Below are 16,078 nucleotides of genomic sequence, written 5' to 3' on the forward strand. Positions count from 1 at the left end.
CGACCTCTGGATCACCTTCAAATACCGAGATCAAGCAAAGCTCTGATTCTCGGTCACTGATTCTTCGGAACCGCCGTGCTACGGACCCGTATGGCCGGTGGTGTGGGGGCGGGGGGGTCATTCCCCCTCGCTACCCGATTAGAGTCGGAGTGGGAAAGTCTCACGCCAAGATCCAAGACGCCAAGCTGAGGGGCAAATGCAAAATACAATTCTCTCACGGAGCCACGGAGCTCACAGAGATGGGTTCTCTCCGTGCCTTGGTGCCTCTGTGAGAAAAACTCTTTCATCCTGCTGGTATTCTCTTCTCGAACGTCGAGCAGTGGCGCGGCCTTAGCCGTTGCCACCTGCGGCTTGATCGGTCTGTTGGATTTTTGAACGGAGTGAAGGCTCGATTTTCGAGAACACGGCATCTGGAATTTTTTCAACCACACCGTCAACAAGTGTGCCGGGCTTGTTGCAGCTGAATACACTGTAGCTTCCAGGTGCATTCTCTTCTTCATACAACAGGATCAAGTCGTTTTCCTTCGCCAACCATATTTCGTCAAAGTTTGAAACATAGATGAACCAATTCGTTTCTTTCTCGATAATCCCATCGATCCATTCAGAGCTGTTTCCATCACTGTAACTGTGTCGGATGTTTAGCAGGCCATTCTTTGCTTCAAATATCTCCAGTGATGCACCTTTGGCCAATGCGTAAAATCCTCTGTGTTCAATAACTGAACCATTTTGAATTCTATCTTCTGAGCACCCGCTCAGTAAAATTGAGCAAAAGGCCAAAGCTGAAAGTGTTTTCTTCATTCAATTTACCGATCGTCGAGGACAGGCAACCCGCCAATGGGGTTTCTAGTCCGGTTGATTTTTAGGATTTTTCGGGATGGTTATCGGGTTGACCTGCTCCGCCTTGATGGGACTCCTTTTTCTCTGGAGTGCCCAAGGAATCGTCAAAAGCAAACATCCTATAATGAACCCATTCGCGATGAGCTGTCCCGTGGAAATAGGGTTCGGTCCATTCAAATACGCTAAGTGGTTGAGTGCTGTGATCGAAGCCGAAACAACGGCCAGAAGAAAAAGGAATGCGGCCAGCACCCATAAAACGGTAGTCATTTTGAACTCTTGGTTCTCCGTATTTAGGAAAAATGAGAAGGCCGCGAGGAGCGGGTAGAGCAACACGCCGAAGCTGATAGGGGAGAAATACGAAGCAACTTGAACGAATTGAGGTAAAGTAGCTCCACGAGACTGGTCATGAGAAATTTCAATAACAACTGCAAGAGCGACCAAAGCACCTAACGTGATCATGAAGAATACAAGGGATCTGAGGATTCTATCTTTCATCTTTTCCCTTCGCAAAGAGTAGGCGCCCGAGTCTGGGACTCAAGCACAACTCGGGCGCGTATCCTCGTGTTGACTACCTCGCCTAGTTCGAATTTTTAGAACTGTATGCTCCAAGTTGGATAAATTCCCTTCGCCTTTGCGAAAATTTCCCGCAGGCCCATCTCTTCGATTTTGCCTGTGTTGGTGTTCACGAAAAGGAAGCCGTATTTTTCTTTTAAGTCCTGTGCAGTCAATAATTCAGCAGTAGAAATAGAAAAAAAGTAACCTTTGAAGTCCTCTTTCACTGTTTTCTTTCCAGTGGACTTGATCTCGTAGATTTTGATTCTACTCCAATTTTTTTCTACTTCATCAGGATCAGACAAATCGAATAGTTCACCTTCGATACGCACAATGTCGAACGCCTTTCCATAGAGAGCATGATCCCGTGCAGCAAAAGCGATTCGTAGGGTTCTCCGTTGGATTTTATCTGGAATCAGAAAACCGGGTTTCGTCTTTATTACGATCTCTGCTGCACGCTTCGCAGTCTGTTGGCTGTTGCCACCCAGCTTGTGATCAGGATCTAGAAGCATTAAGCTCTCTTGTCCTATGTTCATCTCTCGGACGTCGAGGCTAGGCGCGCGGCTTGCCCGCGTTGCCTACGCTGCTTTGTTCGGTTTTAGTTTTGTAGAAATGGGCGATTTCGGGTCGCTTCCTTCTTTTGTGGTATGGCATCGCGGTCTTTAGAGCATTTGCTAGGCACCACTTGGTCTCGGGGTGCTCTTCATTTTCGAAATGCCTGAGAAGTGTTTCTTCCACTTCTTTTCCGCCGTCTTTGATTGTTAGCGAACGGATGATTCCTTGCCTGATGATTCGCTCATGTGGAATGTCCAAGTGCTTCAGCAGAACTGGATATGCTTTGGTGTAGCTTCCGATATGCCTTCGTTCGAGGAACGCATGAGGCGTATTGTTCACTAAGTCGTAAACGCTCTCGATGGAAAATCCACATTCGTTCAGTTCTTTAACCAAATTCTCTTCGTCCTCTTTTCGGGCATCCCAAATAGGCTTTAGCTTCGCATTCCTCTTTCGGATTAGCTCCTGATATTCTGGATCGTTCTCCAGTTGTTTCATGAAGTCGGATGCTTTCATTTTATTACCGAACCTCGAGGCTAGGCGACCCGGCCCGCGAGGTCCAGACTTCTGTGGGTTGTCGATCTCGCGGGCGTGAAGACCGGGCTGCCTTCGCCGATTGGTTCGAAGGAGGTCGAGCAAATTTGGGTCGAATAGAAGGAGTAGGGGTTGCCTTCAAAGACTGAGGAACAGATTTCGATTTAATACCGATCTCAGGCCCGTGCTTCGTCCTTTGGACTACGCAGGTCTCGCTTCGCGAGTTCATTGCGATCGGTCATTGAAGGAAAGGCTGCTTTGTGGCGTGCCTTGCGTAGCTTTCCGAAGAGGAAAGCGAAGCATGGTGCGGGCGGGGGGAGTCGAACCCCCGTCTCAAGCTTGGGAAGCTCACATAATCGCCGTTATACGACGCCCGCTTTGTCTCTTTCTAGACGACTTGAACGCTTTTCAGTTTTTCCCCAAAAATCAGAACAGGCTCAGGGATTCCCTCCCCGCGGTGGGGAACTACTTTCCAGAACTGACCAACGGCTTTCTTCCAGTTTTTCAGGATCTGTTTGGCTTGAGGGCTTTCCGTCAGAGTCGCGTGGAGCGAAATCAGTTTCTTGAGGGCGTCGATTTCTTCGTTCTTGTCGAGGCGGGCGGGGGATACCATTTCGTCGTTGTAGCGGGATTCAAAACGCTCTTCAGGGTCGAAGATGAAGGCGAGACCTCCGCTCATTCCAGCGCCGAAGTTCGTTCCCGTTTTGCCAAGAACAATGACCGAGCCGCCGGTCATGTATTCACAGCCGTGATCACCCACTCCCTCGACGACAGCGATCCCGCCGCTGTTGCGGACCGCGAACCGCTCACCAGCCTGGCCCGCTGCAAGCAGGATTCCGCCAGTGGCTCCGTAGAGGCAGGTGTTTCCAATGATACTATTGTCTTTCCAGACGAACTTCTCCCGTTCCTGCGGCCGGACGATGATTTCGCCACCGCTCATCCCTTTGCCGACGTAGTCGTTTGCTTCTCCAAAGAGGTGGAGGCGGATGCCTTGGGTGAGAAAGGTGCCAAAACTCTGTCCCGCACTTCCGGTAAACTTCAAATTCATGGTTCCGGGTGGCATTCCGTTATGCCCATGCATGTAAGCAATTTCCCCAGAGAGGTGAGTGCCGATGTTCCGGTGGATGTTGAGCACTTTGTAAGACTTGGAAAACTTTGGCGTCAGGTGTCTGACGGTTTCCATCCCATCCTGGAGGATTTGGTCGTCGATCGAGCCTTCTGCACCGATACGATCGTTGCGCTCACGGGTGTGGATACGGGAAATCACTCCGCTCGGATCGGGGTTGTGAAGAATACCGGAGAAGTTGATGGTGGCGGTCTTCGGGTTCTTGGGATCCTGAATTTGCTCCAGCAAGTCGGTTCGCCCAACCAACTTGTCGATGGTGGATATCCCGAGATCGGCCATGATCCGGCGCACATCTTCGGCGACTGCATTGAAAAAGTTGACGAGGTTCTCGGGCTTGCCTTTGAACTTCTTGCGTAGGTCTTCGCGTTGGGTGGCGACACCGACCGGGCAGGTGTTCTTGTGGCAGACGCGGAACATCGCGCAGCCGGCAGCGATGAGTGCGGCGGTTCCAAAATTGTATTCCTCCGCACCGAGAATGGCAGCGATCACAATGTCGCGCCCGGTTTTCATGCCCCCGTCTGTCCGGAGGACAACGCGGTTCCGCAGGCCGTTCATCATTAAAACCTGATGAGCCTCGGCGAGGCCGATTTCCCAGGCTGACCCCGCGTTTTTGATCGAGGAGATGGGCGAGGCACCTGTGCCGCCATCATGGCCGGAAACGAGGATCACGTCGGCGTAGGCCTTGGCGACGCCAGCTGCAATGGTTCCTACGCCGGAGGAGGAAACCAGCTTCACGCACACTTTTGCGCGTGGGTTTACCTGCTTCAAATCGTAGATGAGCTGGGCAAGGTCTTCGATCGAATAAATGTCGTGATGCGGTGGCGGGGAGATGAGTGTTACCCCAGGGACGCTGTAACGCAGTTCGGCGATAAGCTCAGTCACCTTGTGACCGGGAAGTTGGCCGCCTTCCCCGGGCTTCGCGCCTTGGGCAACCTTGATCTCGATTTCCCGCGCGTTTGCCAGGTAGGATGCGGTCACGCCAAAACGTCCGGATGCCACCTGCTTGATTGCACTGTTGGCACTGGAGCCATCTTCGCGGATTCGAAAGCGCTGCGGATCTTCGCCGCCTTCCCCGGAGTTGGACTTCCCGCCAATACTGTTCATGGCGATCGCCAGCAGCTCATGCGTTTCCGGGGAAATTGCCCCTAGAGACATGCCCGCAGTGGTAAACCGGCGGCGGATCTCATCAATCGCCTCTACGTCTTCGAGTGAAATCGGCTTATTGACGTAACGGAACTTGAGAAGATCACGCACTGAGGAGGGTTGGTGGTGCTCGCTCGCCTCTTTGAACGGGAGGAACCGGTCGAACTTCTTTTCGTCGCCGCGGAAGATCTTGTTCATTCCACCGATCACTTTGGAATTCCAACCGTGGAATTCCGCCGGGCCGCGTTTCACGACGCTGTAATAGCCTTCATCCCAGATTCCGGTGACTTCTTCTGCGTAAGCACGCTTGTGGCGGGCGAGGGTTTCGTCAGCGATCTGTGGGTAGCCGATTCCGCCTATGGGAGAAGCGCAGCCGCGGAAGCAATCCCGCACGACCGAGTGGCTGATGCCAACAGCTTCGAAGATCTGAGCCCCTTGGTAGCTGAACAAGGTACTGATCCCGATCTTCGACATGATCTTGAGGATGCCCTTATCGACAGCCTTGCGGTAATTTTTGAGAGCGTCCTCCGCGGTGAGCGAAGGTTCCTCACTGTCCAGAGCAATTCCGAGGAGCAAGTCCTCAGCAAACCACGGATGAACCGCATTGGCGCCAAAGCCGAGAAGGCAGGCGACTTGGTGAACGTCCCGCACTTCCGCGCTATCGACGATCAGATCGCAGCGTAGACGGCGACCGGCGCGGACAAGGCCCTGATGGATTGCACCCACCGCCAAAAGTGACGGAATAGGGGCGTTTTCTGCTGAGACTTTTCGATCCGAGATCAGAAGGAGTTTTGACCCGCGGTCGACTGCTTCGGTGGCTTCTTGGATGAGTTGTTTGACGCGGTCTTCGAGCGAGTCGGAGTCTCCTTTTGCGGGAAAGGTTGCATCGATGGTATGGACGCAGCCTTTGAATACATCGGACCTGCAAATGGCCTTCAGTTCGTGGCTGAAGAGGAGGGGAGATTCGAGGGTGACGAATGGATGATCGTCGGACAGCGGTTCGAAAAGACCCAACTTGCCGCCCAAATTAACGTTGACGGACATGACCGACCGCTCGCGCAGCGAATCGATGGCCGGGTTGGTGACCTGAGCAAAGAGTTGCTTGAAGTAGGTAAAGAGGAGTCGATTCCGGTGGGAGAGCACGGCCAAAGGGGTATCGTCCCCCATTGAACCCACCGCTTCCAAGCCGGTTGTGACCATTGGTTTGAGAACGATTTCCTCCTCGTCGGAACTGTATCCGAAACAGACCCGGAGGTGGGGGATGTCGTCGGTTTCAGTGGAAGGCTTGGTCTTTTTCTTTTTCGAGACGAGTAACTCAGAGAGCGGAGTGAGAGAGCGCTCACACCACTTCACGTAGTCCTCTTCGTTCGCGAGCTTTTTCTTGATCTCCCCATCCTTATAGACCTCGCCCTTGGAAATGTCGACGGCGATCATCCGGCCAGGGCCGAGCCTGCCCGCTTCCACGACCGGCGAGCCCCAATCGCGGATTAAGCCAGCCTCAGATCCGAGCACAATCGTGTGGTCTTCGTAGATTTTGTAACGGCAGGGGCGCAGTCCGTTGCGGTCGAGACTCCCTCCGATGAACCGACCGTCGGTAAAAGCAACAGCTGCCGGACCATCCCACGGTTCCATCATAGCGGAGTGGCACTTGTAGAAAGCGCGGACGTCTTCCGGTAGGTTTGGGTCGTTCTCCCAAGCGGAAGGAATCATCATCGCAACGCCGTGAAGGCACGAGCGGCCTCCGACGTTCATGAGTTGAAGAGTATTGTCGAGACTCGTGGAGTCCGACATGTCCCGCTGGATCATCGGGCTCAGATCCTTGTAGCGGTCTCCCCAGATGCCATGGTTGTTGGAAAACTCCCGTGCCCGCATCAGGTTGCGGTTGCCGCGGATCGTATTGATCTCCCCGTTATGAGCGAGCATGCGGTAGGGCTGCGCTTTCGACCAATCGGGCAACGTGTTGGTGGCAAACCGCTGGTGGAAGATGGCGAAGGCGGTCTGGTATTTCGGGGAGCGGAGATCGGTAAAGAACTGCCGGACCTGTGGTGCGTTGAGGAGGCCCTTGTAGGTGAGGGTGCGGTGGGAAAAGCTCACGACGTAGAAGTCGGGAATGTTCTTTTCACCGGCGATCCGCATCGATCCCCTCATCGCCAAAAAGAGAGACCGTTCGTATTCGCTGGGCGTCAGCTGAGCCGGCCTCCCAATCAGCACCTGCTTGATAGCGGGACGGGTCAATTCTGCTTTCTTCCCCAAACAGTCCGGATTGACAGGAACATCCCGCCAAGCGAGGAGTTTGAGCCCTTCTTTCTTGATCGATTCCTCGACAATTTTCTTCGCATGGTCCTGTGCATACTCATCGTTCCGGGGGAGAAACAACATTCCCACCCCAAGGTCGGTGTCCTCGTAGAGCGGTTTTCCTTTCTCTTCCAGGTATTCGCGAAAGATCTGATAGGGGATCTGCGTGAGTACGCCCGCTCCGTCACCCGTGACTGCGTCTGCGTCGATGGCTCCACGGTGGGCCAAGTTTTTCAGCCCTTCGATCGCGCGATCGAGCATCGCGTAGGAGCGCTCCCCCTTGATGTTGGCAATGAAGCCAACCCCACAAGCGTCGTGCTCGTGGTCGGGGCGGTAGAGCGGTGATGGGTTGTCGAAAGTCATGCGAAGTTGGATTGTAGGCCGAGCTCGTAATGCGCAGGCCTATGGGCCCAAAATTCTGTACCTTGAGTGAATCGTGCTTCGGAACGAAGCATATTTTTTGCTAGATTCCCGAGTATTTCGGGAGGAGCAATAATTTTTAGAAAAACCGGACGGTTTGAGGGTCTTCGCGTCGGTGTGCCGAACAGGACTGATTCGTCGGATACTCGGCTTCTGCGCTGCTTTTTTGGACGAGATTGTTGGCTACGAGGTAATTCTCGACTTCCTCCCCGCTCACATCCGCGAGCATGACGCCATCGATCTCCACACAAGGTGAAAGGTGTTGTCCTGATTTCTGGACCATTTCGTCGTAGAGGTCCCGATCGCCGATGATGTCGAGATCCTCGTATTGTAATTCGTATTTTTTGAACATTGCGCGCACACCACGGCTCCAGCCGCAAGTGGGTTTTAGGTAGGCTTTAATTTCCATAGTTTCGTAAATTGATCGGTAGTGAAGTTATTAGTGCGTCAGAAATTGAGAGAGAAAAACCTTAGAGAGCAAATCCAAGTGCAAATCGAACTCATTCAATCCGTTTTTCCTCTGAAAAGGGGCATATTCGCCGCTGAATCGACGATTTTTTGGATCCTTTGCTGAGATTTAATCCCAAATCCGTCTGCCTGCGTCCGGCCTCCAGTCGATCGAGGTGAGGGTTTGCAACCGGGCTGGGTGGGGTAGAGGAGAGGCTGAGAAGCGACGAAGAGGATTCTACTGATTCTGCTGGGAGTAGGTTATTGTTTGAAACGCCGCAGTGGACGCGAAGGGGTATCACAGCTGGCGGAAGAACCTCTCCGGGCAATCCATGAAATTGCGAGTGAGGGTGACGTGGGGAAGATCGTCATAGGCGGCCGCAGAAATACCGTTTTCATCGAAAGCGAGGAGGGTAGCGTCCGGGTAGGCAAGGAGGAGCGGAGAGTGTGTTGCAATGATGAATTGCGAGTTTCCCTTCTCGACCAACTCTTTCATGAGGCTCAGGAATGCGAGTTGTCTTTGAGGGGACAACGCTGCCTCGGGCTCGTCAATGAGGTAGAGTCCACCGGGGACGAATCGGCTTTTGAAAAAGGTAAGGAAGCTCTCTCCGTGGGAAAGAGCATGGAGGTCCTCACCGTAGCGGGAGGTGAGCGCTTGTTTTTGACCAAACATGTAGGCTTGGACCCGCGGATCGTCCTTAAACCTCTCCATCATTTCCTCCATGGATTCCGTCCGGTTTTTGGTTTCCCGGGCGAAATTGAAAAAGTCCTCCGCTCTGAGGAAGAATCCGTAGCGGGTGCGCGGACGCCAGCCGAGTCGGAGGGATTTTGCCAGTGGTTGAACGGCAGCAAGGTTGGGATCGTGCTCAAGCGGAGTTCCGGTTGCCGGAGGCAGCTTTGCACCCAGAGCGATTGCCTCTAGAAGAGTTGACTTGCCCGAACCGTTTTCCCCGACGAAGAAGGTGACTGGATTTTCGAATACAAGCGTGCTTAACGAGCGGAAGGCAGGAACGGAAAACGGATAATCGTCTGTGGAGTCGTCGGCGGTGCTGGCGATTTGGCGGAGGAACATGGTGATCGGTCGAAATGTGGAAGCGAGGGGTTGAATCCTGCCTGCAATAGGATGTCACTGTCGATATCGGTATCGTTATCAGAAATGCTCGAGACTCGATTGCGATCGCGATTTCGATTTGGAATGGGCCGTTGGTTGGGAACAGCTGGATTTCTGTTGAACCTTAAGATCCCATACTCGTTTTTCGGCGACTGAAGTCGCCGCTCCCCTCGGGTAGTTGAAGCGGATCTTTTTCTACTTTTCTACGGGACGGATCGGTGGGAAGAGGATGGTCTCGCGAATGTTTGCGGCCCCGGTGAGAAGAATGACGAGGCGATCGATGCCGATGCCCATACCGCCAGCGGGTGGCATTCCATGCTCCAGTGCTTCTAGGAAGTCGTGATCGATCTTTTGAATTTCCTCACCGGCTTGCTCGGCAAACTGCGCGCTCTGGGCAAGAGGATCGTTCTGTTCGGAGTAAGCGGGCGCGATTTCCTGACCGTTGATACAAAGCTCGAAGACCTCAACTGTGGACGAATCATCCGGGCTCAGCTTGGCGAGAGGGATCAATTCTTTGGGTAGGTGCGTGACGAAGGTGGGTTGGATTAAGGTGGGTTCGATCATCTTTTCGAAGACTTGATTGGTCACTTCAAAGTCCTCCAGCTCAGGATTTACCTCGATGTTCATCTCCGCGGTCTTTTGGAGCTTCTCTTCTTTGCTAAGGGAAAACCATTCAGGACAATTCGTGCGCTCGATAATCAGGTCCTTGTAACGCGCTTCGCTCCACCCGTCCGCGAGATCGATTTCGGTTCCATCGTAACGCCGAACCGTGGTGGAACCGAGCGCTTCGTGGCAGAGATGAAGGATGAGGCTCTTCACGAGTTCCATCATTCCGCGAAAGTCGGTGTAGGCTTGGTAGAGCTCGAGCATCGTGAACTCCGGGTTGTGCCGGCGCGAGACACCCTCGTTGCGGAAGACCCGGCCAAGCTCGAAGACGCGTTCCACTCCTCCTACGAGGAGTCTTTTCAAATAGAGTTCGAGAGCGATGCGGAGGGTAAAGTCGCACGAGAGCGCATTCATGTGGGTCTCGAACGGCCGTGCAGCTGCACCTCCAGGAACCGATTGAAGGACCGGAGTCTCGACTTCGATGAAGTCGCGTTCCCAGAGAAACTTGCGGATTTCCGCTATGATCTTGCTTCGCAGGACGAAGCGATTTCGGGACTCCTCGTTGACGATCAAATCGAGATAGCGTTGCCGGTAAATCTGATCCTCGTCCGAGAGACCATGCCATTTCTCGGGGAGCGGCCGCAACGCCTTGGTGACGAGCGTGTAGGACTTTGCACGAACGGTGATTTCACCGGCATTGGTGCGGAAAAGTCGACCGGTTACGCCGATGAAGTCGCCGAGATCCAGCTTCTTGAAGCGCGCGTACTCCTCTTCCCCGATCTCATCCCGACGCACGTAGCACTGAATCTTACCGGCGCGGTCAAGGAGTTTGAGAAAGGTGGCTTTACCCATGACCCGAAAGGCCACGATTCTTCCGGCGACGGATACGGTTTCCTGCTGTTCATCGTCGATTTCTTCCCGGTAGAGAGCGGTTGCGGTTGCTGACGTGTGCGTTTGACGGGTGTTGGCCTTGAATGGGTCGAGGCCCGCCTCCCGCAAGACATCCAATTTGTCGATGCGGACCTGGCGAAGCTGGTTCTCGGCATTCTTCTCTTCTTCGGTTGGCATTGTGGCGTTCTACGGGTTTAGCGGAAAGAGGCAAGAAACGATGTGCGGGCTTCTGCCGTGCGGAGGGTTCTTGTAGGCTAGGGGTAGACGGATTTATGGTCAGGCATCAAAGTGACCGTAACGTCTAGCTTGTCTTTTGAAGCTGTCGGTCGAGACTGCTGGGCATGAGCGGTAGCAATCAGACTGTCCGTGACCTTGTGGTGATCGGTGGTGGAATCACTGGGCTTGCTGCCGCGTTTACTGCGGGTTCTTTGGGGAAGTCGGTGACCCTCCTCGAGAGTGGCCCGAGGTTTGGCGGAAGCGTCGTCACCTACAAGGAGGGTGGGTATGTCGTCGAAGGGGGGCCGCATTCGTTCTTGGTCGATCAACCGGAGCAGGAAGAGTTTTTGAAAGAGGCGGGACTGTGGGACGAGGCCATCGAATCCAGTCCGGTCTCCCGCAAGCGATTTGTAGTGCGAAAAGGGAAGGTGACTGCACTTCCCACGTCGCCAGGTTCTTTCATAATGGGTTCATTTCTATCGATAAGTGGTAAGCTGCGTCTGATGGCTGAGCCTCTTTTGCATGGAAGTGCGCCCGAGGGGGAGGAAGCGATCGGGCCGTGGTCCGAACGTCATTTCGGTCGAGAGGTGCGGAGGGGGTTGGTCGATCCTTTTGTCTCGGGTATCTTTGCCGGAGATCCGGAGAAGATCAGTCTTTCGTCCGCTTTTCCCAAGCTTTTTGAAATTGCGGAGGAGCATCCGTCACTGTTTCGGGCGTTCTTAAAGAGGCAAAAGGGGATGCGGGAGAAAGGAGAATCTAGGTTTCCCCGTAGAATGATTTCATTTGCGGATGGGCTTGGGCAAATGACGGAGCACTTGGTGAGAGAGGGTTCTTTTGGAGCGATCAAAAAGATGGTTCTCCAAAAGATCGAAAAGGCACCTCACGGGTGGGCCGTCACTTTCAGTTTGGGGTCGGACACGGATCCCACGACGATTCATTGTCGAAACCTTTTGGTTGCTGTGCCGCCCACCGCCCTGGGAGAGCTGCCTTTTGAGGCGGACCTTCATGAGGATTTGAGGGTTTTTCAAGAAGTGGAATGTCCGCCCGTTTCCACTCTCTCGATTGGATACCGAAGAGAGGATATCAGCCACCCATTGGATGGTTTTGGAGTATTGGCTCCGAAGAACGAACAACGAAAGATCCTCGGCATACTTTTTGATAGTTCACTTTTTGAGAACCGGGCACCTGAGGGAGAGGTTTTGGTGTCTGCCTTTCTTGGCGGAGTGCGGTCTCCAGAGGCTGCTCGAGAGAGCGAGGAGTCGATGCTGAAAAGTGTCACAGCGGAATGCCGGGACCTCTTGGGAGCTCGCGGAGAGCCCACTTTTTGGAAGGCCACTTTTTGGCCGCGGGCGATTCCGCAGTACAACCTGGGTTTCAGGTCGATCACCGCGGTTCTTGATTCCTTGGAAGATCGAACGGAGGGCCTTGCGTTTGCCGGGAACGCGCGTGACGGAGTTTCGCTGGGAGCTTGTCTGCTTTCGGGTATTCGCAGAGCCCGCGGACTTCTTTTGGGTTGAAAGAGGTTCTTCCCTGCCCAACGCTCGTCGGCTTTTACCCATGATCATTGAACCAAAAGTAAGGGGATTCGTATGCGTTACCTCCCATCCAATGGGTTGCGCGGCAAATGTTAAGGAGCAGATTGCAGTAGCTCAGGCACAGGGTTCCGTGGAAAAAGGACCGAAGCGGGTTTTGGTGGTTGGATCGTCTACGGGTTATGGTCTGTCGTCTCGGATCGAAGCGGCTTTTGGGTGTGGTGCAGATACCTTCGGAGTCTTTTTTGAACGGCCTGCTTCCAACGGTAGGCCTGCGTCTGCTGGTTTCTATAATGCTGCTGCTTTTGAGGAGGAGGCAAAGAAAGCGGGTCTCTACGCGGGAAGCCTCAACGGTGATGCCTTTTCCGATGAATTGAAGGAGAAGGCAGTGAAACGGTTGAAGGACGAGATGGGACCGGTGGATCTGGTGATTTACAGTCTTGCTTCACCCCGACGGACCGATCCCCGAAATGGAGAGACGTACAAATCGTGTCTGAAGCCGATCGGTCAGGGCTTTTCCAGCAAGACCGTCGATACCGATAAAGACCTCGTCCATGAGGTATCAATCGCCCCTGCGGAAGGTTCGGATATTGAGTCGACGATCAAAGTGATGGGTGGCGAAGACTGGGAGCGCTGGATCGAGATCCTCGCCGAGAATGGGCTGCTCTCGGAGAACTTTAAAACCTTGGCTTATTCCTACGTGGGTCCGGAACTCACGTGGCCAATCTACAAGAACGGGACCATCGGGAAGGCAAAGGAGGACCTTGACCGGGCAGCGGCAGCCATCACTGCATCGACGAGTGGCAGTGCTTATGTCGCTGTCAATAAGGCGGTGGTGACTCAAGCCAGCTCCGCGATACCGGTCGTTCCGTTGTATATCTCTATCCTTTTCAAGATTATGAAGGCAGAGGGCTCTCACGAAGGCTGCATCGAGCAGATCGCGAGGCTTTTTCGGGAGCATCTTTACCATGCGGAAGGAGTGAAACTCAGCACTGACGGTCGAATTCATGTAGACGATCTTGAGATGGAGGAGAAAATTCAATCCGCCGTTGCGAAGGTTTGGCCGACGATCGGAACAGAAAATCTTCGGCAGCTTTCTGACTACGACGGCTACCAAGCAGACTTCTTGAAGCTGTTCGGTTTTGGGGTCGAAGGGATTGACTACTCGCAGGAGGTAGATCCGGAAACCGCTCTAAGCGGTGGTTCGGATTGGTAAGAACCGCGTTCATTTGCAGATGGCCAGTCTTCCGGCTTTCGCGGTGCTGTTCGATTGGGACGGTGTCGTTATTGATTCATCGCGACATCATCAACTGTCTTGGGAGCTGTTGGCAAAGGAGACAGGAAACTCGATTTCAAATGAGCAGTTTTGGGAGAGCTTTGGGCAGCAGAACAAGACGATCATCCCCAACCTTCTTGGATGGGCTCAAGACCCGCAGGAGATTGAATCGCTCAGTCTTCGCAAGGAATCGCTCTATCGTGACCTCTTAAAGGACAAAGGCATTTCGCCTCTGGATGGAGTAGTGCCTCTGGTTTCTGCACTGAAAGAAGCAGGAATTCCTCGTGTCGTGGGAACTTCCTCGGCACGCGAGAATATCGAAACAGCCTTGGAGGTCATGAAGTTGGAGGGCTTCTTTGATGATGTCGTTGCTGCAGCTGATGTAGAACACGGAAAACCTCATCCGGAGGTGTTTCTCAATGCAGCTGACCGTGCGAGAACGGCTCCGGAGATGTGCGTGGTGATTGAAGATAGCCATCACGGGCTTCAGGCGGCACGCGCTGGCGGAATGAAATCGGTCGGCGTCTTGAGTAGCCACTCGAGAGAGAAGCTTAGCGAGGCGGATCTAATCGTTTCGTCAATGACGGAGATCTCTCCCGAGGTCTTGGCCAGCCTGTTTTAGTTGCTTTAGCTCTAGTGCTTGCCTTTCCGGGCGACGACTGCTTGGTTTGCCGGGATGCAAATTGTACAAAAATCTCTTTACCCCGCTCGCGTGCTCCTTGGTCTGGGCACTTCCGTAGCACTTTCACTCACAGCCTTTGCCGAGGAAGAAACGAACTATGCGGACATGGCTGCACCGAAGCTTTTTGGGATTATGGTCTCTCAGCAGGTCGGTTTAGACCAGCTTGGTTTTTCCGACGAAGAGAAACAGGAGTTTTTGGAAGGGATGAAGGAAGGACTCGCCGGTGGTGATGTGAGTGCCATTCAGGGGCAGCTACCTCGGTTACAGGAATTTCTGCAGGGGAGGGCCGAAGCGGCACAAGCTGCTTTAGCCGAGGAAAACAAAGCAGCAACAGCCGCTTTTGTTGAAGACCTGAAGAACAACGCCGATGTGATTGAGGATGAGACTGGTTTCTTCTACGAAGTAATCGAACCCGGTGAGGACTCAAAGCCTGCGATGGACGACGAAGTAATCGTAAACTACAAAGGCTCTCTCGTCGACGGGACCGTTTTTGACAGCTCTTACGACCGGGGTGAGCCAGCGACCTTTCCTATGGGTGGTGTGATTCCCGGTTTCTCAGGGGGACTCTCCAAGATTGGCAAAGGCGGAAAAGTAAAAATCTACATCCCCGCGGAGCTTGGCTATGGGGACAACCCACCTCCGCAAAGCCCGATCCCTCCGGGTGCCATGCTGGTTTTTGACGCGGAGATCGAGGACATTGTCTCTCCGGGAGGGACTGAGTAGTCGTCGGCAAAGACCTTTAGTGGAAGGCGGCTTCGCGGATGGAGCCGCCTTTTTTACTGAAGATCGCTGAGCGTCGTTTATCCACAGGGATTATACCTAAACATTGCCTAAATCACCCTCTGTGCGGCATGAAGATTGATATTCACATGCACACGCCGTTCTGCGGCCATGCGTTGGGTGAGCCGGAAGATTTTGTTGAGGTTGCTGCGGAAGAGGGCATTGAGCTAATCACTTTTACTTGTCACATTCCGTTGAAACCCGACCACGAGTTCGGTGGTCCGCGGATTCGGATGGAGCCGGAAGATCTTCCTGACTATCACCGGGCGATCAATCGTGCCCGCATGCTCGGTGAGGAACTCGGGGTAAAGGTGTTGACGGGAATCGAAGCGGAGATTTTTCCTGATGAGGCGGCTATGCAGTCGGTACGAGAGACGATTCGGAAGGAGCCTTTTGATTTTGTTTTGGGTTCAGTCCATCACCAGCTTCCGGGATACCGATTCTGGCTGGACCGTCAGGGATTGCGGACAGATCCTCAGATCATCCGTGCTTACTTTAGGCACTTGATCGAGGGAATTGAGTCTGGACTTTATGACTCCATTTCGCACCCGGACGTGATCCGTATTTACGGAACCGTCAGCCCATTTGATCCGGTGGCGTATAAAGACGAAATCGTCGAAGTTCTCGAAACCCTACAAAAGCACGACCACTGTATGGAGGTAAATACCAGTGGTTTGATCAAAGGAGTCTTTGAAGTGCATCCCGCACCGGTGATCCTAGACTGGGCGGTAGAGCGAAACGTCAGGCTTACCATGGGCTCAGATGCGCATACCCCGGAACAAGTCGGGCAGCACTTCGATGAAGTAAGGTATATGCTCAAAGAGAAAGGCTTCGACAAACTGCACTACTTCGAGGGCCGGCAACGAAAAGAGGTTCCGCTCTAATACCACTTCTAAATAATTCTGGCGTTTTGGCGGGATGCAGGAGTCGATGGAGTAAGGCGGCCTGCGCGGAGGCGGGTCGAGACCCGTGCCGCGCGGGGCAACGCTGCTCCATCGGCTCCTGCGCCCGTCTCGCAGAGATGCGGCGTGGATCGAAGTTCGCAGCGTTACAGGCCTTGGGTCGTATCTCGATACGC

Annotated in this window: 14 protein-coding genes and 1 tRNA gene; 6 read left to right on the top strand and 9 right to left on the bottom strand. The window is 53.6% G+C overall.

From position 1 onward, the window contains the following. On the top strand, positions 1–272 hold a 272-nt coding region (locus AAGJ81_15705), incomplete at its 5' end, for a hypothetical protein (GenBank protein MEM0967593.1). A gap of 58 nt (positions 273–330) precedes the next feature. Here AAGJ81_15705 and AAGJ81_15710 read toward each other — a convergent pair. The 9 genes from AAGJ81_15710 to lysS form a co-directional block, all read right to left on the bottom strand. Next, complete coding sequence (locus AAGJ81_15710) at positions 331–798, bottom strand: hypothetical protein (protein ID MEM0967594.1); 468 nt, start codon at positions 796–798, stop codon at positions 331–333. A gap of 45 nt (positions 799–843) precedes the next feature. Next, positions 844–1,332 carry a hypothetical protein gene (locus AAGJ81_15715; GenBank protein ID MEM0967595.1) on the bottom strand — a complete coding sequence of 163 codons (489 nt, stop codon included), beginning with the start codon at positions 1,330–1,332 and terminating at the stop codon, positions 844–846. A gap of 95 nt (positions 1,333–1,427) precedes the next feature. Further along, positions 1,428–1,925: a hypothetical protein gene (locus tag AAGJ81_15720; GenBank protein MEM0967596.1), complete on the bottom strand. Its 498-nt coding sequence runs from the start codon at positions 1,923–1,925 to the stop codon at positions 1,428–1,430. 16 nt (positions 1,926–1,941) lie between these two features. After that, positions 1,942–2,457: a hypothetical protein gene (locus AAGJ81_15725; GenBank protein ID MEM0967597.1), complete on the bottom strand. Its 516-nt coding sequence runs from the start codon at positions 2,455–2,457 to the stop codon at positions 1,942–1,944. Positions 2,458–2,777: 320 nt separating this feature from the next. Beyond that, positions 2,778–2,852, bottom strand: a tRNA-Gly gene (locus AAGJ81_15730). Positions 2,853–2,863: 11 nt separating this feature from the next. Continuing rightward, the gene (gene gltB, locus AAGJ81_15735; protein ID MEM0967598.1) at positions 2,864–7,402 is read right to left on the bottom strand and encodes a glutamate synthase large subunit; all 4,539 of its coding nucleotides are present in this window, start codon (positions 7,400–7,402) and stop codon (positions 2,864–2,866) included. A 136-nt stretch (positions 7,403–7,538) separates the two neighbouring features. After that, positions 7,539–7,868 carry a glutaredoxin gene (locus AAGJ81_15740; protein MEM0967599.1) on the bottom strand — a complete coding sequence of 110 codons (330 nt, stop codon included), beginning with the start codon at positions 7,866–7,868 and terminating at the stop codon, positions 7,539–7,541. Positions 7,869–8,204: 336 nt separating this feature from the next. Continuing rightward, positions 8,205–8,978: an AAA family ATPase gene (locus tag AAGJ81_15745; protein MEM0967600.1), complete on the bottom strand. Its 774-nt coding sequence runs from the start codon at positions 8,976–8,978 to the stop codon at positions 8,205–8,207. A gap of 234 nt (positions 8,979–9,212) precedes the next feature. Then, entirely contained in the window at positions 9,213–10,691 is a 1,479-nt protein-coding gene (gene lysS, locus AAGJ81_15750) for a lysine--tRNA ligase (protein ID MEM0967601.1), read from the bottom strand. Between the two features lie 164 nt (positions 10,692–10,855). On the opposite strand from lysS, the gene hemG reads away from it, so the two are divergent. The 5 genes from hemG to AAGJ81_15775 all read left to right on the top strand — a co-directional run bounded on the left by hemG (position 10,856) and on the right by AAGJ81_15775 (position 15,884). Further along, complete coding sequence (hemG, locus tag AAGJ81_15755; GenBank protein ID MEM0967602.1) at positions 10,856–12,247, top strand: protoporphyrinogen oxidase; 1,392 nt, start codon at positions 10,856–10,858, stop codon at positions 12,245–12,247. Between the two features lie 40 nt (positions 12,248–12,287). Next, a complete protein-coding gene (fabV, locus tag AAGJ81_15760; protein ID MEM0967603.1) occupies positions 12,288–13,478 on the top strand; it encodes an enoyl-ACP reductase FabV in 1,191 nt (396 codons plus the stop codon). Then, positions 13,462–14,160 (top strand): HAD family phosphatase, encoded by a 699-nt coding sequence (locus AAGJ81_15765; protein MEM0967604.1) that lies wholly within the window; start codon positions 13,462–13,464, stop codon positions 14,158–14,160. The genes fabV and AAGJ81_15765 overlap by 17 nt, the downstream gene beginning before the upstream one ends. A 54-nt stretch (positions 14,161–14,214) precedes the next feature. Continuing rightward, the gene (locus AAGJ81_15770) at positions 14,215–14,943 is read left to right on the top strand and encodes an FKBP-type peptidyl-prolyl cis-trans isomerase (protein ID MEM0967605.1); all 729 of its coding nucleotides are present in this window, start codon (positions 14,215–14,217) and stop codon (positions 14,941–14,943) included. 128 nt (positions 14,944–15,071) lie between these two features. Next, a complete protein-coding gene (locus tag AAGJ81_15775; protein MEM0967606.1) occupies positions 15,072–15,884 on the top strand; it encodes a histidinol-phosphatase in 813 nt (270 codons plus the stop codon). The last annotated feature ends 194 nt before the right edge of the window (positions 15,885–16,078 follow it).

This window comes from Verrucomicrobiota bacterium (assembly GCA_038744685.1).
Lineage (GTDB): Bacteria > Verrucomicrobiota > Verrucomicrobiia > Opitutales > Puniceicoccaceae > Puniceicoccus.

Excerpts from the sequence above, each read along its gene's own strand:
- fabV (MEM0967603.1), top strand. The coding sequence starts at position 12,288 with ATGATCATTGAACCAAAAGTAAGGGGATTCGTATGCGTTACCTCCCAT.
- hemG (MEM0967602.1), top strand. The coding sequence starts at position 10,856 with ATGAGCGGTAGCAATCAGACTGTCCGTGACCTTGTGGTGATCGGTGGT.
- AAGJ81_15715 (MEM0967595.1), bottom strand. The coding sequence starts at position 1,332 with ATGAAAGATAGAATCCTCAGATCCCTTGTATTCTTCATGATCACGTTA.
- AAGJ81_15745 (MEM0967600.1), bottom strand. The coding sequence starts at position 8,978 with ATGTTCCTCCGCCAAATCGCCAGCACCGCCGACGACTCCACAGACGAT.
- AAGJ81_15770 (MEM0967605.1), top strand. The coding sequence starts at position 14,215 with ATGCAAATTGTACAAAAATCTCTTTACCCCGCTCGCGTGCTCCTTGGT.
- AAGJ81_15725 (MEM0967597.1), bottom strand. The coding sequence starts at position 2,457 with ATGAAAGCATCCGACTTCATGAAACAACTGGAGAACGATCCAGAATAT.
- AAGJ81_15720 (MEM0967596.1), bottom strand. The coding sequence starts at position 1,925 with ATGAACATAGGACAAGAGAGCTTAATGCTTCTAGATCCTGATCACAAG.
- gltB (MEM0967598.1), bottom strand. The coding sequence starts at position 7,402 with ATGACTTTCGACAACCCATCACCGCTCTACCGCCCCGACCACGAGCAC.
- AAGJ81_15710 (MEM0967594.1), bottom strand. The coding sequence starts at position 798 with ATGAAGAAAACACTTTCAGCTTTGGCCTTTTGCTCAATTTTACTGAGC.
- AAGJ81_15775 (MEM0967606.1), top strand. The coding sequence starts at position 15,072 with ATGAAGATTGATATTCACATGCACACGCCGTTCTGCGGCCATGCGTTG.
- AAGJ81_15740 (MEM0967599.1), bottom strand. The coding sequence starts at position 7,868 with ATGGAAATTAAAGCCTACCTAAAACCCACTTGCGGCTGGAGCCGTGGT.
- lysS (MEM0967601.1), bottom strand. The coding sequence starts at position 10,691 with ATGCCAACCGAAGAAGAGAAGAATGCCGAGAACCAGCTTCGCCAGGTC.